The following is a 13,584-nucleotide window of genomic DNA, read 5'->3' on the forward strand; positions in this document are numbered from 1 at the left end:
ACACCTTCCGGCCGGGCCAGGCATATATTATGGGCATAATGCCACCCGGAGGAGTGAACGGCATGAAACGCCTGAGTATAAAAAGGAAACACAGCAAGAGGCTCAGTAAGAAAGGCTATTGGGCGGGGTATAAAAGAGGTCGGGAGCAGGGCAGCAGATTGGGCCAGGCTTCGTTCGGCAAGGTCTTTGAAGGCATCAGCATTATCATTCCGTCCTATAATCAGCTTCATCGGCTTCGCACCTGTATTGATCGTATTGAGGAAAATACAAGCTGTCCGCATGAAATCATCGTGGTGGATTGCGGCTCAACAGACGGGACACGCACCTATCTGCTGCGTAAAAGCATCGCTGTGCGTTACGCGCTACTCCAAAAGGATATCCATTTGACAGGCAGCTTGAATCAGGGATTGATGATGGCGAAAGGCACCACCATTGTGGTGCTGAACCCCAATGCGCTGGTAACGCCAGGCTGGCTTGATCGAATGCTGGAGTGCCTGCACAGTGATCCGCGTATTGGTGTCGTTGGGCCTGTAACGAACGGTCCGTTCGGAGAGCAACAGATTGAGGTACCTTATACGAACGAACATGAAGCGCGTCATTTCGCAATTTCCCATAATGTTTCCAATTCGTCCGCATGGCGGGAAACCCAAAGTCTGGCCGGATTTTGTTTGCTGCTGCGCAGAGAGACGCTGGAAAAGACGGGCTACTGGGACGAAGCCTGTCACAGCGGTCAGGAGGCAGATGCAGATTGGCTGTTGCGTGTACGTTTGTTGGGGACACGTCTGGCTATTGCGGGAAATGCGTTTATCCATTGCACGGAAAGTGATCGGGATACGGCTTATGCCTTCCCCCAGACGACCGGAGAAGGCGGTTTGACGGAGGATGGTAGCCGGAACCGATCCTTTTTTGTCCAAAAGTGGGGGGATGCGGATAAGCTGCTCCACAGCCTCAAATTCGGCACATCAGAGCCGGACAGCCCGACATCGCCAGCCAAGGCCCGACACGGGTCGGCGGCAATCTTTTATCCCGTTGGAGCACTCGTTAAGGGACCGTCTGGTGCAATATATCGGCTGGAGCCGGGGAAAAGACGCCTTCTGCATGGAGTCAGTGGTGCGGGAGGTGAGGACGTTGCCCCGGTCAGGGTATCCCAGCTTGATCTGCTGGCCCTTCCGCTGGTACCGAAGCCGGAGGTGATGATTTCCGATGTCGCGGATGCACCCGTAACTGCACAGCCAGGTGTTCTGGAAAATGTGGAAACTGTGCATATTCCCGGCGAGTATGCACCTGTGCTGGCAGCCCCGGAACTGGAGAACATGCCTGCACTGCCTACACTTAATATTCCGGCTCAACGCATGCGATGGATTCAGGTCCTTTATGCGGAAGGCGGGCAACTGTATCAGATCGGGAAAGGCTGGAAGAGGCCGTTCCTTACCCCCTATGCCGCCATGAGCTGGCTGGCGGCTGACTACCGGATTCGGCTGTTGGCCCCCGCCGATTTATCGGCTTTGACGGAGGAAAGACCCATTATTGCACCACCGGTATTGCACGGGCATTTATAATGCTCGGAATAGGCGCTTTTAGGCGGAACCGACTCCACGCTGCCGCATACGCTGTAGTAGCGGAAAGCCCGTAGGCAATTCGTGCGTTCCGCACGGCGGAGCACATAAAGGAGGGGCTTATGCATAACCAGGTAGACGATTTGCTGATCCATATTTCGCACTCGCAGCAGCAGATGTCAAGGCTGTTGGATGCGGAACGGCAGGTGGTCGTGCGCATGTCGCAGATCATACATGAACTGCCGGACGAAGAGCCGCGTTTTGATGGAATTCCGGGTATTCTCGACAGCTCGGGACAAGTAAACAAAAGCATTGTTGCCTACTTGAACGGTATTGCCGATCTTCAGGAAGCAATGGCTGAAATGCTCGTTCGTGTCGTGAAAGAGACGGCATACCCGGACGAGGAGTAACGTACCAACCGAGGGCAGGGAGTGAACACATGAGTAGGGAAAAAGCAATGATTCATATGCTGGACGCAGCTTCCAAAATGCAATGGAATGTGTCCATGATCCTGGAGGCCAAGGCGGTAGAAGCCGAAAAAATGCGTAATTGGACGCTGAACCATCTGGAGCCTCACGCATTTGACACGGATGAAGAACAATTGGGACGGCCTTTGGAAATTCATGAGCAGATGGTGGAAATGCTGGAGGGTTTAACCCGGCTTCAAACCGGACTGTGCAGTAATCTCAAGGCATTACTGGATCAGGATGAGCAGCAAGGTGGCGGAATGGAAGGGATGATGGGAGGAATGGGACCGGGGGATATGAGCTAATGAGCATGAGGCGCGAACGTGAGATCAAGCTGGATATGATGGAGTCCATTGCTGCCAGCCAGCACGCCGTTGCCCGGATGCTGAGCAGTCTTGCGGACTTGACGCCCCATGCAGATATGTCCGCTACCCGTCTGGTGGAAACCATTCGTATGCTCAGCAACTACCAGGGGGAAATCACGCAGATGTTGGCGGGCATCCCATTAAGACGACAGGTGTATGGAAAACCGACTCAGCCGTGGCTCCAGCTACCTGTTCCAAAAACGAAACAACGACGAGGAAGCTAAGGAGGAATGAAAATGAGAATAAGGTGGGAACGCGTCACGCGGGGAAAAGCCCGTAAAAGACGCAAAAGCACCCGGCGTTCGAGCATCCGAAGATTAAAGCTGAGAAAAAAACGTCTGCTTGCTTTAAGACGGCGTAAAAGAGGGCTTCACTCCGCCCGCAGAAGCCGTCCTCATCGGCGTCGGCAGAAAAAACCTCAGCCCACCCCGGCGGCAGCCCCTGCTGCGGAGAATCCACAGCCCGAGCCTGTTGTACTGGAGCATGATCCGCAGGCATTTCAGCAGGGATATGATGCAGCTTACAACGAGGGTTTCAATTCAGGCTTTGCCAAAGGTTATGAAGATGGCCACCAGGTCGCTTACAAGGCTCAGTAAACTGTGCAAATTATCTATTACTGCTCATCCCCCGAAGCTAGCAGCTTCGGGGTTGTTTGCGGTTCGGCAGTTGGACGGGCAAACGCCAATTTTGTCCGGGCAGTGGCAGTCGTCCATGATGCGTTTGACCCCTCCGCATATAGTTTAGGAGTGACAGAAGTTTATCCTACAACAGGACAGGGTGAAGGATGTGAACGATCAACGAAGCGGAAATGAACGCGAAGCATACCGATGCGGCTATCGGGAAGGACGCAGAATGGGCGGTTGCACGGCTGCTCTGTCACAGGTCGTGGCAATACAGCCTGCTGTTCGCCAGTTGAAAGTGTTGTATATTCCGCAAGGTTTCGCAGCTATAGACACAGGTGTTCAAGAGGCATTAAGCCAAGTATGCAGCGAATTGGTCATCGGTACTCCTGCCACGATGCTGGCTGACGCCGATGCCCATCGACCCGACCTCGTGCTGGTCATGAACGGGCTGCATGTTTTTCCACCGGATCATCTGGAGCAGGTGCAGCAAATACGGGGCCTGGGCATTCGGACAGCCATATGGTTTGTAGATGATCCCTATTTTACGGAGGATACGGCGTTGATCTGCCAATCCTACGATGTTGTATTTACGCACGAGATGTCATGCCTGCCGTTTTATCGAGATCAGGGAGTGGCACAGGTACACTATTTGCCGCTTGCTGCGTCAGCCCGGATCTTTTATCCCCGGCGGGTGGAGCGGGAGCACCAGCATGACATTTGCTTCATCGGGAATGCCTTCTGGAACCGAGTGAAGCTGTTTGACCACCTCGCTCCTTTTTTGGCGGACAAAAGAGTGCTGATCGTAGGTGGGCACTGGGATCGGCTGACCCGACGGGATGTGCTGGAACGATTTATCCGTCCAATCTTCATGGAGCCGGAGGAAACAGCCAAATATTATAACGGCTCCAAAATTGTTATCAATCTGCACCGTCCAACGGACCCCGGACTGGATAACCGGAATACGCATCAGCTATCCGCGGAGTCCATTAATCCCCGGACCTACGAAATTGCCGCCTGCGGCACGCTCCAGATGACGGACATTCGGAAAGATTTGGACCGCTATTACAGACCAGGCTATGACATTGAAACCTTTGGTGGAGCAGAGGAGCTGAAGGTCAAACTGGACTACTATCTCAAGCATGACTGGGAACGTGAGCGCATGGCTTGGCGCGGGCTGCACACCACCATGCAAAAGCATATGTACACGAATCGTATGGAAGAATTGCTGGACAAGGCGATGGCCTAAAGTAAACACCAAAAACAGTGAGGAGTGAAAGTGATGACGATATCTACGACAGGACCGTTTGACCCGGCCACAACCTCCTGGGAAAAGGGGAGAGCTGCGGGACTCGGTGATGGATACGACGAAGGCTATTTGCGCGGACGCGCCAATGCGATTCTTGCCCGGACGAAGGCGGTCTTCCCTTTTCGGCAAATCCATGTGCTGTATGTAGTCTCCGGTAAGGGTCTTCCCTATTCTCCACTGGATGAAGCGGTGATCACCACGTTGCAAAGTATGACGGCTCAGGTTACCGTAACCGACCCGCGTCAGCCAGTAGGTGATATTGCTACCCAGCTCCGTCCGAATCTGATGCTGGCGCTGGATGGGATGGATCTTCCGCTGGAGCAGGTGAAAGCGGTACGTCAGTTGGGCATTCCAACCGCAATCTGGCTGACGGATGATCCCTATTACACGGACACGACGACCAAAATTGTTACGCATTATGACCATGTGTTCACGCTGGAGCTGAATTGCATCGAAATGTACCGCCAGCTCGGCTGTTCGTCTGTACATTACTTGCCCTTTGGGGCATTTCTGACTCAATATTTCCCGCTTAGCTCTCCCGCTTCCGTACGGCGTGAAATCGGATTTACCGGCTCAGCTTACTGGAATCGCATCTATTTCTTTAATCCGATTATGCCGCAGCTTATGGCCCGTAATATTAAAATCAACGGAATCTGGTGGGATCGTCTCCCTGATTATCAATCGTACGGCGATAAAATCGAGCAGGGCCGCTGGATGTCTCCAGCCGAGACGAATGACACGTATAACGGCAGCAAAATTGTCATTAATCTTCATCGTTCACATCAGGATGATTCCGTGAATAACAATGCTCTGAAAATTCCGGGAGCGTCGCCGAATCCGCGCACGTTCGAAATTTCTGCCAGCGGCACCTTGCAGCTCACCGACACACGGGATGATCTGGCTCGTTTTTACAAGCCGGGAGAAGAAATTGAGACGTACAGTTCCCAGCAGGAGCTGCTGGAGAAGATCGAGTTTTATTTGACACACGAAAAGGAACGCCGTGAGATTGCCCTGCGTGCTCTGGAACGGACTCTGCGTGAGCATACGTATGGTCACCGGATTGACCAGCTGCTGTCGGTCGTATTACCTTAATTCGGTTTAAACGCCCGATGGTCGTTATTTTAAAGGAGGTGAACTCCGATCAAACCGAAAATGATGCTATTCAGCCATGTTAGCAATGTCCGCAGCATTACGGGAGCGGAAAAGCTGTTATTGCAATTTTGTGTAGACATTCGTATGTACTTCGACTGCATTCTGGTGACGCCCGCTGAAGGACGGCTGACCATAATTGCCCGCAAGCGCGGAATTACCGTCCAAATTCAGAACCTGCCCATGCTGCATGGTATGTACACCCCGTATGAGGGATTGGAGCAGGATGCGGAGAATTTGCGAAATCATGCCGCGTACGCACCTTTGCTCCAGTTGCTACAGCAAGCGCGTCCAGATGTGGTACTGGTCAATACCTGTGTGAACGTCATGCCCGCGATGGCTTCCCATGAGTTGAATATTCCGGTGGTCTGGAAAATAACCGAAGTCATTAACCAGAATGAGCATACACCTGTCTCGGTTTCCATCATCGAGCGTTACAGCCGATGGGTCATCGGCATTTCACAAGCCGTTTTGCGGCCTTTGCACGGAGCGGGGCTGACGCGTCCCCACACGGTGTTGTCTCCATGCCGGGATATGGATATGCCGCCCCACAAAGAGCATGTGCTGCAACGGAAGCGCAAACGTGAAAAGCTGGGATTAAAGGCATCCCATATTTGTATTGGTTATATTTCTTCCTTTATCTACGAAGCCAAAGGACTGCTGCCTTTTGTTCAAATGGCTCTGAAGTTGTGTGAAACGAATTCGCGCTGTCGCTTCTGGATCATCGGCAGCTCGGTGGACTCGCAATATTACGTAAAATGCGTCTCTTTAATCCGCCAATCCCCCTACAGTCGCCGATTCCAGTTCAGCTCATTTGAGGAATCTGTATCCACTGCCTATAGCGCGATGGATATGGTCGTTATCCCAAGCATGGTGGAGGAAGGCTTTGGTCTGACGGCATTGGAGGGACTGGTTTACGGCAAGCCGGTTGTGGCCTTTGCGCAGGGTGGACTTGTGGAGCTGATGGAGGCGACCGGAAATACAGAGTTTTTGGTAGAGCCGGGAAACAGCGATATGCTGGCGGAAAAAGTGGGCTATCTGCTCAATCATCCTCAGGAAGTGGAACGGATCGGTGTACGCAACAATAGCGCTGCTATGCGTGTATACGGACCTGATTCCTATAAAACCAGCCTGCACGTCATGGTCAGCCAATGGGTGTGCCATAATCCGCAATGGTTCCCGCTGATTCGGCAGCCGGGAGGACCGATATGGACGCGGGAGGGAGAAGGGCTTCGTCAGGTCACTGCGATACCAGAGGCTTTTACCAGCACCATTCGGGAATTTCCCGAATCGGTGGTCTGCCAACTGCCTGTGCTTGGTCTGCCGCCTATTGAGTATGTGGCCATTCCGGGCTTGCCGCAGCTACCTGCTCCTGTGCCGGAGCCATTGCCAGACCCGCCTCACGACAAGCGTGGCATTCGGGCGAGACGCAAGCATATCAGACCGCGCAATCGCAATCGCAAGCGCAAGGGTAAGAGCAACACCAGCAGCAGGAGCCATCGCATTCGCTGGTTTCCGTCAAGGCTTCTGCCGAAATCCAAGTCCAGACAGAAGCTCAGGTTGAAGCGGAAGCTCAAACGGAGACTCAAGCTCAAGCGCGTGTCGAGGCATCTGCATCCGAACAAGCGGAAGCGGCTAGCGCTCAAGGCTGGACGCCACAAAAAACAACGGTCCGGGTGAAAGCACACCGGACCGTTGAGGTGAACGTTTAGCTGGAGCACAGACAGTCTACTGGAAAACAACGACAGCAAAGGTGGGTTCCAACACGATGAAAATATTGACCGTGCTCGGCACAAGACCGGAAATTATACGGCTCAGCCTGATCATTCCGAAGCTGGATCACCATGCGGATCAGCATGTGCTTGTGCATACGGGCCAAAATTACACGGAAAGCCTGAGTGGGCAATTCTTCCGCGAACTGGGGCTACGTGCCCCGGATTATGTGCTTCAGGAGAAGGCGGGGACGCTGGGGAAACAGCTGTCTGCCATGTACTCGCAGATGGAGGATATTTTAAACAAGGAGCGCCCGGATCATGTGCTGCTGCTCGGTGATACGAACAGCGCCCTGTGCGCCTTGCTTGCGGAACGTATGGGCTACCCGGTCGTGCACATGGAGGCGGGTAACCGCTGCTACGATCTGGATGTACCGGAAGAGAAGAATCGCCGCGTCATTGACGCGATTTCTACGATTAATATGCCGTATACGGAGCAAAGCAAGCAGCATCTAATACGCGAAGGCTTTCCGAGCCAACGAATTATATTGACCGGAAACCCGATTTACGAAGTGATGCAGCATTACGAGAAAGAGGTGTCCGGCAGCGACATTTTGAAGAAGCTGGGACTGTCGCCAGGGGAATATTTCCTGGTGACCGCCCACAGAGCCGAAAATGTCGACCATCCGCCGCATTTGCTGGCTATACTGGATGGCCTGAATCGGGTAGCGCAGCAGTCCGGACAGCGGGTCATTTGCAGTATTCATCCCCGCACTGCCGCTCGTATCGCGAGCCATCCGCCGATCCAGCTTGATCCGTTGGTGGAGTTCCACGAACCGTTCGGTTTTTTTGACTTCGTACTGCTGGAGCGGCATGCCCGCTGCGCTTTGACGGACAGCGGCACCGTACAGGAGGAATGCTGCATCATGGGTGTGCCGACGGTCACGATGCGCCTGACGACGGAACGACCGGAAACCGTGGATTGCGGCAGCAATATCGTGTCCGGGCTGGATGGAGAGGTTATAGCGAACGCGGTAGCCTTAATGATCGGGATGAAGCATAAGTGGCAGTGTCCCGCAGGATATCTGGCGGAGGATGTGTCAGATAAGGTAGTCAAATTTTTGCTTGGAGGGAAACGGCATGTTTGAAAACCAACGTATCTTGGTTACCGGCGGTACCGGCTCCTGGGGGCATGAGCTGGTTACCCAGTTACTGCCGCGTAACCCCAAAGAGGTCATTATCTTTTCGCGCGGAGAATCGAGTCAGGTTGCGATGAACAGGCAGTTTGAGGATGAACGACTTAGCTTCTGCATCGGGGATATTCGGGATAAGGATGCACTGGTTACCGCCTGTCAGGGTGTGGACTATGTATTTCATTTGGCGGCTCTCAAGCACGTACCTGTATGTGAAGATCAGCCCTATGAAGCACTCAAAACGAATGTGGTAGGCACCCAAAACGTGATCGAAGCCGCTGTCATCAATCAGGTCAAGAAAGTCATTTATATATCGACTGACAAGGCCGCGAACCCATCCAATTTTTACGGGATGACCAAGGCGATTGGTGAAAAGCTGATTGTCTACGCCAATTTGCTGAATAGCGATACGCAGTTCGTTACGGTGCGTGGCGGCAATGTATTGGGCACGAACGGAAGTGTGGTGCATCTTTTTCAGAGCCAGATTCGCCAAAAGGGTACCGTTTCGATCACAGATATGAACATGACGCGCTTTTTCCTGACTTTGCGGGATGCGATCAGTCTACTGTTCAAGGCGTCGGTGGAAAGTATCGGCGGGGAAATTTTCATCATGACCATGCCAACCTGCCGCATTGTGGATTTGGCAGAGGTGCTCATCGAGGATTCGGGCGTGGAGAATGTAGAAATTGTAGAAAAAGGTGTCCGTCCTGGCGAGAAAATTCATGAGATTTTAATGAGCGACTTTGAAAGTCTGACGACGGTTGTATACGACGAGCAGTATTTGGTCATTCTGCCAACGCTGAATATCCCCCAACTAAAGGATCGCTACAAGCAATGCCCTCCAGTGTCGTTCAGCAGCTTTAGCTCAGAGTTCAATCTGATGTCTAAAGCGGAGATTCGAAGCATTCTCCAGAGCGGGGGGTTCATTAAATGAAGCTGCTTATTTTGGGTGGTAACGGCATGGCAGGTCATGTGCTGGTCGATTACTTTCAAAAGCAGGGCGGATATCATGTGTTCTACACCACGCGTGATCCCAAGAATAAAGGGGGTCTGCTGCTGGATGTGAATGACAGCTTTATGGTGGAGCAGCTGGTGCGGAGTGTGCGACCTAACGTCATTATTAACGCGGTGGGTGTGCTAAACCAGTATGCCGGAGCGGATCAGGTTACAGCATATCAAATTAACGGCCTGCTGCCGCACCTTCTCCAGCGGACGGCGGACAGAATAGGTGCTCGGTTCATTCATATCAGTACGGACTGTGTATTCGAGGGGACGCGGGTACCCGGTTTATATGCAGAAACGGATCAACCTGACGGAACAAGCGCCTATGCATTGACGAAAATACTCGGGGAAGTAAAGGCGCCGGGCCATCTGACGATCCGCACCTCCATTATCGGCCCGGAAATCCGGCCGGGGGGCATTGGTCTGCTGAACTGGTTCTTGCAGCAGAGCGGGGACGTTGACGGGTATCGCCGTGTCTTTTGGAACGGGGTTACTACGCTGGAACTGGCTAAGGCTATACGGGTGTTGATGAATGGGCCGCTGGATGGACTCATTCATCTGGTTCATCCTGAACCGATCAGCAAACATGATCTGTTGCTGTTGTTCAAGGATATCTGGAAGAGGGAGGATATTCAGATCGTGCCGAAGGATGAGCCGGTGCAAGACCGGACACTTCGTTCTACCCGGGCCGATCTGCTCTACGATGTTCCTCACTACAGCATTATGCTGAAGGAGCTGCTGGAATGGACAGAAGCACAGCGGAACAACGTCGGCCCGTCATTGTAATTACCGGAGCGGCAGGCTATACCGGGATACACGCCTGCCGCTATTTTGCAAAGCTCGGCTGGGAGGTAGCGGCGCTGACCCGCACGGCTGCTTCCGCCCGGGAGCTGATCTTGCAGTTGAACGGTGATGAGAACTCCAGCGCAAATTCTGGCACCAGCTTCTACATCACGTCTTATGTATGCGATTTGCTCGATAAGGAACGTCTTCGTGAAGTGATAGGCCAAATTGCGCCGGATTATGTGCTTCATCTGGGTGGTAAAAATTCGGTGCCCGAATCATGGCAAAGCCCGCTGCTCTACATGGAATCCAATGTGCTGTCCACGCTGTATCTGCTGGATGCGCTGCGCCCTTTTCCCACAGCCCGGATTGTCGTGGCGGGTTCCCGGCTGAAAGCGGCTTTGCAGGCTCCATATCATCCATCGCATCCGTACAGTCTCAGCAAAAGCCTTCAAGAGGCAGTCGCGCTCTCCTGGAGCGCGTTGTTCGGCCAATCCGTCATGCTGGCGGAGCCTTGCAATCTGATTGGCCCGGGTCCCTCCACCGGCTTTTGCGCATTGTTGGCAGGTCATATCATCAGTACAGAGCGCACGTACACGGAGCTGGCAACCGAATCAGCACCGGAGTCTTTGCCCGCACTCGAACCTGCACCGTTCCGGGTATCTTCCCGGCATGCGCAGCGTGATTTTCTCGACGTGCGCGATGCCGTCAGAGCCTACGGTGTGCTGCTGGAGCAAGGGGTACCGGGGCAGGTTTATCCGGTCTGCACAGGCCGAATCGTGGAACTGGGCAACATCGTGGAACGTATGGTTGCACTGGCAGATACACCTGTCGCCATCCAATGGGGGGACGCGGCAGAGTCAGCGTCTACAGATGCATACCGGGCCAAGGAGCTGGAGGACATGGGGTGGAGGCCGATCATACCGCTGGGGCAATCGCTGGAGGATATGATCCGATACCACCGAGCCGGAAAGGAAGGAACGATATGAGACCGAGTGTAACAATCGTCATTCCATTTTATAACTGTGGATACGTGGATCAGGCTCTACAAAGCGCATTAGAGCAAACCTACGGCCCGCTTGAAATTATTGTCGTCGATGACGGTTCCACGACACATACCGAAATGCTTCAACCTTATCTTCCATATATACATTATTTAGGGAAAGCCAATGGAGGAACGGCCAGCGCACTGAATCATGGCATTCGGCATGCTAGTGGCGAATACATTGCGTGGCTCAGCTCAGATGATACCTATCATATGGACAAAATAAACAACCAGGTATCTTTTATGGTGGAACAAGGCGCGTATATCTCTCACACCAATTTCAATTTCATCAATAACTACAGCCAGATTACAACCCATCAGGCGGCGGCTGTGTTTCCTTCCCTACCGGAGTTTTATCGTTTTTTCCAGCAAGGAAATCCGGTCAATGGATGCACGGTCATGTTTAAAAAGGAGCTGTTCTCACATATCGGTCTGTTCGATGAATTGCTGCCGTATACCCATGATCTGGATATGTGGTACCGAGTGATGATGGCGCGATATCCATTTCCTTTTCTGAACGAACCGCTGGTCAACTACCGTTGGCATGATGAAATGGGAACCCAAAAGCATTGGCCGGCCGTTGAGCGGGAGTACAGCATAACTCAAGCACGGTATCGAGATCGCTTCAGTCAGTTGTTGAACGGTTTTTCCTAATAAAGCCGGAAGTCTGTCAGGGGGGATTGATATGGTAGATACAGGTATTGTGATGCCGCTATACAAACAGGATATCGGCTATCTGCAAGCCGCGATTTCATCTGTGCTGGCTCAGAGCTATAGGGAATTCCGCTTCATCATCGTTATTGACGGAGCGCCGGAAATGATGGGACCAGCGCTCCACGCAGCAGGGGGGGACCCGCGTGTCCAGTTGATTACACTTCCTGAGAACAAAGGAGTATCCAGTGCCCTTAACCGGGGGTTTGACGAGTTGTTCCAAGATCCTGCGATCACATATGTGACCTGGGTATCCAGTGACAATGTATATTATCCCGGCTTTATAGAACGACTGCGACGAGAGCTGGAGCACGGGCCGGACTCGCTCGGCCTTGTATTCTCCACCTTCCGCCAGATTGATGCTTCAGGAAGCCCGTTGTATGATGAGCAGCATCAACAAGCGCTGATCCGGTATCAGAGCCAGTCGCATGAGGAACTGCTGAACGCCAGCATTGTTGGGGTTTCGTTTATGTACAAAAGCAAATATGCCCGCCGGATCGGCGGCTATCGGTTGCAACCCGTGGAGGATTATGATTACTGGCTGCGGCTGACCGAGACGTGCAGCATGAAATTCATCCCGGAAATTCTGATGGATTACCGGGTGAATTCCGCTTTTAGTGTATCGGCCAGCTTGCACAGCCAGAAGGAGCATCGACGCTGGCGGCACGCATTTCAAGTCGCCAAGCATGAGGCGAGAGCGCGCCGGGGTATTCCGCTTGAAATGACCATTTTAATGCCTGTCACGGATATGACTCAGGCTGAGCCGTTGCTGGATCAGCTGCTGGAGCAGCATTACAGCAATTGCTTGGTGCGGTTGCTGGATCTTACGCCGGAACAGGGCGCCTCTTCCTTCCTGCCGATGATGCTCGATCCTCGGCTAATCATAACGCCGAGACCGCATTATTCTGTCACGGAAGCACTGGTTCAGGCGATTGGGGAAACGGTTACCCGCTTTGTTGTGTGCTACGGTGTCAAACCTTATATCGCTGTGACGGATCTGCTGTATCTGACCGATTTGCTGCGCCCGCTACAGGATACACATGCCTTTTCCTATTATACAGATGACCATTCCGCCATAGGCAGCGGCCGAGGAGTCCAGTCCGTACCGCCGGAATGGAATTACGTGTATTACACCTACAGATTGCATCAGGCACTAGAGCAGAGCAACTTTTAAATAACAGGAGACAGCGCCGGGATTGTGGTCAGCTCCGACTGAAGAACACGATGCTCCTGTACAACATTACCAAACTGATCCAGTCCAAAGTTGGAAAGCACGACATTTGCGGGTGCAGCGGAGACTACGTTGTATTGTACCTCATAGGCAAGTACTCCTTGTATAAAGAAGGTGCGTCGGGCAATGGAGTTTGCAGGTACGTTAACCGACGACACGTACAATGGGATCTTGGTATCCGGTACGAGCGAGAAAAAAATTTGTATGGTCACGGTTGCTGCGTTTACCGTATCCTCATTCACCAGATTCACAACGACATTGGAGCAGGCAGTACCAAAATCCCTGGTGTTTGTCATATAGCCGGTTGTAAAAGCCAAATGAATCATCCTTTCGAAAACAGAATATTGGAAAACCCCCGAAGGGATGCTCCTATACTATGAATCTATTGAATAGAAAGCTTGTATGCTTGTCGGTAGGCTATGCCGAAAAAAGGTACATTTT

At 52.7% G+C, this 13,584-nt stretch carries 15 protein-coding genes; 14 read left to right on the forward strand and 1 reads right to left on the reverse strand.

The window, feature by feature from the left end:
* Nucleotides 1–62 precede the first annotated feature (62 nt).
* The 14 genes from E0698_RS03935 (at nt 63) to E0698_RS04000 (ending at nt 13,086) form a co-directional block, all read left to right on the forward strand.
* Entirely contained in the window at nt 63–1,559 is a 1,497-nt protein-coding gene (locus tag E0698_RS03935; protein ID WP_192510677.1) for a glycosyltransferase family 2 protein, read from the forward strand.
* A 119-nt stretch (nt 1,560–1,678) separates the two neighbouring features.
* Nucleotides 1,679–1,966 (forward strand): hypothetical protein, encoded by a 288-nt coding sequence (locus E0698_RS03940; protein WP_025684990.1) that lies wholly within the window; start codon nt 1,679–1,681, stop codon nt 1,964–1,966.
* A 29-nt stretch (nt 1,967–1,995) separates the two neighbouring features.
* Complete coding sequence (locus E0698_RS03945) at nt 1,996–2,328, forward strand: restriction endonuclease subunit S (RefSeq protein WP_149094711.1); 333 nt, start codon at nt 1,996–1,998, stop codon at nt 2,326–2,328.
* Nucleotides 2,328–2,612, forward strand: coding sequence for a hypothetical protein (locus tag E0698_RS03950; RefSeq protein ID WP_238353846.1), 285 nt, complete (start codon nt 2,328–2,330; stop codon nt 2,610–2,612). The genes E0698_RS03945 and E0698_RS03950 overlap by 1 nt, the downstream gene beginning before the upstream one ends.
* A 12-nt stretch (nt 2,613–2,624) precedes the next feature.
* Nucleotides 2,625–2,984 carry a hypothetical protein gene (locus E0698_RS03955; protein WP_192510678.1) on the forward strand — a complete coding sequence of 120 codons (360 nt, stop codon included), beginning with the start codon at nt 2,625–2,627 and terminating at the stop codon, nt 2,982–2,984.
* A 181-nt stretch (nt 2,985–3,165) separates the two neighbouring features.
* Entirely contained in the window at nt 3,166–4,257 is a 1,092-nt protein-coding gene (locus tag E0698_RS03960) for a glycosyltransferase family protein (RefSeq protein ID WP_192510679.1), read from the forward strand.
* A 33-nt stretch (nt 4,258–4,290) separates the two neighbouring features.
* Nucleotides 4,291–5,409 (forward strand): CgeB family protein, encoded by a 1,119-nt coding sequence (locus tag E0698_RS03965; RefSeq protein ID WP_134912922.1) that lies wholly within the window; start codon nt 4,291–4,293, stop codon nt 5,407–5,409.
* Nucleotides 5,410–5,469: 60 nt separating this feature from the next.
* A complete protein-coding gene (locus E0698_RS03970) occupies nt 5,470–7,146 on the forward strand; it encodes a glycosyltransferase (RefSeq protein ID WP_192510680.1) in 1,677 nt (558 codons plus the stop codon).
* Nucleotides 7,147–7,234: 88 nt separating this feature from the next.
* Nucleotides 7,235–8,326: a non-hydrolyzing UDP-N-acetylglucosamine 2-epimerase gene (gene wecB, locus E0698_RS03975; RefSeq protein ID WP_192510681.1), complete on the forward strand. Its 1,092-nt coding sequence runs from the start codon at nt 7,235–7,237 to the stop codon at nt 8,324–8,326.
* Nucleotides 8,319–9,305, forward strand: coding sequence for a polysaccharide biosynthesis protein (locus E0698_RS03980; RefSeq protein WP_192510682.1), 987 nt, complete (start codon nt 8,319–8,321; stop codon nt 9,303–9,305). The genes wecB and E0698_RS03980 overlap by 8 nt, the downstream gene beginning before the upstream one ends.
* Nucleotides 9,302–10,159, forward strand: coding sequence for a dTDP-4-dehydrorhamnose reductase family protein (locus tag E0698_RS03985; protein ID WP_192510683.1), 858 nt, complete (start codon nt 9,302–9,304; stop codon nt 10,157–10,159). Before E0698_RS03980 ends, E0698_RS03985 begins: the two co-directional genes overlap by 4 nt.
* Nucleotides 10,117–11,145, forward strand: a complete 1,029-nt coding sequence (locus tag E0698_RS03990) for an NAD-dependent epimerase/dehydratase family protein (protein WP_192510684.1) — start codon at nt 10,117–10,119, stop codon at nt 11,143–11,145. The genes E0698_RS03985 and E0698_RS03990 overlap by 43 nt, the downstream gene beginning before the upstream one ends.
* Nucleotides 11,142–11,855, forward strand: coding sequence for a glycosyltransferase (locus E0698_RS03995; protein ID WP_192510685.1), 714 nt, complete (start codon nt 11,142–11,144; stop codon nt 11,853–11,855). The genes E0698_RS03990 and E0698_RS03995 overlap by 4 nt, the downstream gene beginning before the upstream one ends.
* Nucleotides 11,856–11,886: 31 nt before the next feature.
* Entirely contained in the window at nt 11,887–13,086 is a 1,200-nt protein-coding gene (locus E0698_RS04000) for a glycosyltransferase family 2 protein (RefSeq protein ID WP_192510686.1), read from the forward strand.
* Here E0698_RS04000 and E0698_RS04005 read toward each other — a convergent pair.
* The gene (locus E0698_RS04005) at nt 13,083–13,460 is read right to left on the reverse strand and encodes a hypothetical protein (RefSeq protein WP_192510687.1); all 378 of its coding nucleotides are present in this window, start codon (nt 13,458–13,460) and stop codon (nt 13,083–13,085) included. The genes E0698_RS04000 and E0698_RS04005 overlap by 4 nt on opposite strands.
* Between the last annotated feature and the right edge of the window lie 124 nt (nt 13,461–13,584).

Origin of the sequence: Paenibacillus sp. 23TSA30-6 (genome assembly GCF_014858585.1) — a bacterium.
Lineage (GTDB): Bacteria > Bacillota > Bacilli > Paenibacillales > Paenibacillaceae > Paenibacillus.

What these genes read in the sequence shown, in the direction of transcription:
- E0698_RS03980 (WP_192510682.1), top strand. Translation starts at nt 8,319, where the DNA reads ATGTTTGAAAACCAACGTATCTTGGTTACCGGCGGTACCGGCTCCTGG.
- E0698_RS03995 (WP_192510685.1), top strand. Translation starts at nt 11,142, where the DNA reads ATGAGACCGAGTGTAACAATCGTCATTCCATTTTATAACTGTGGATAC.
- E0698_RS03935 (WP_192510677.1), top strand. Translation starts at nt 63, where the DNA reads ATGAAACGCCTGAGTATAAAAAGGAAACACAGCAAGAGGCTCAGTAAG.
- E0698_RS03945 (WP_149094711.1), top strand. Translation starts at nt 1,996, where the DNA reads ATGAGTAGGGAAAAAGCAATGATTCATATGCTGGACGCAGCTTCCAAA.
- E0698_RS03970 (WP_192510680.1), top strand. Translation starts at nt 5,470, where the DNA reads ATGATGCTATTCAGCCATGTTAGCAATGTCCGCAGCATTACGGGAGCG.
- E0698_RS03950 (WP_238353846.1), top strand. Translation starts at nt 2,328, where the DNA reads ATGAGCATGAGGCGCGAACGTGAGATCAAGCTGGATATGATGGAGTCC.
- E0698_RS03955 (WP_192510678.1), top strand. Translation starts at nt 2,625, where the DNA reads ATGAGAATAAGGTGGGAACGCGTCACGCGGGGAAAAGCCCGTAAAAGA.
- E0698_RS03940 (WP_025684990.1), top strand. Translation starts at nt 1,679, where the DNA reads ATGCATAACCAGGTAGACGATTTGCTGATCCATATTTCGCACTCGCAG.
- E0698_RS03990 (WP_192510684.1), top strand. Translation starts at nt 10,117, where the DNA reads ATGGACAGAAGCACAGCGGAACAACGTCGGCCCGTCATTGTAATTACC.
- wecB (WP_192510681.1), top strand. Translation starts at nt 7,235, where the DNA reads ATGAAAATATTGACCGTGCTCGGCACAAGACCGGAAATTATACGGCTC.
- E0698_RS03965 (WP_134912922.1), top strand. Translation starts at nt 4,291, where the DNA reads ATGACGATATCTACGACAGGACCGTTTGACCCGGCCACAACCTCCTGG.
- E0698_RS04000 (WP_192510686.1), top strand. Translation starts at nt 11,887, where the DNA reads ATGGTAGATACAGGTATTGTGATGCCGCTATACAAACAGGATATCGGC.
- E0698_RS03985 (WP_192510683.1), top strand. Translation starts at nt 9,302, where the DNA reads ATGAAGCTGCTTATTTTGGGTGGTAACGGCATGGCAGGTCATGTGCTG.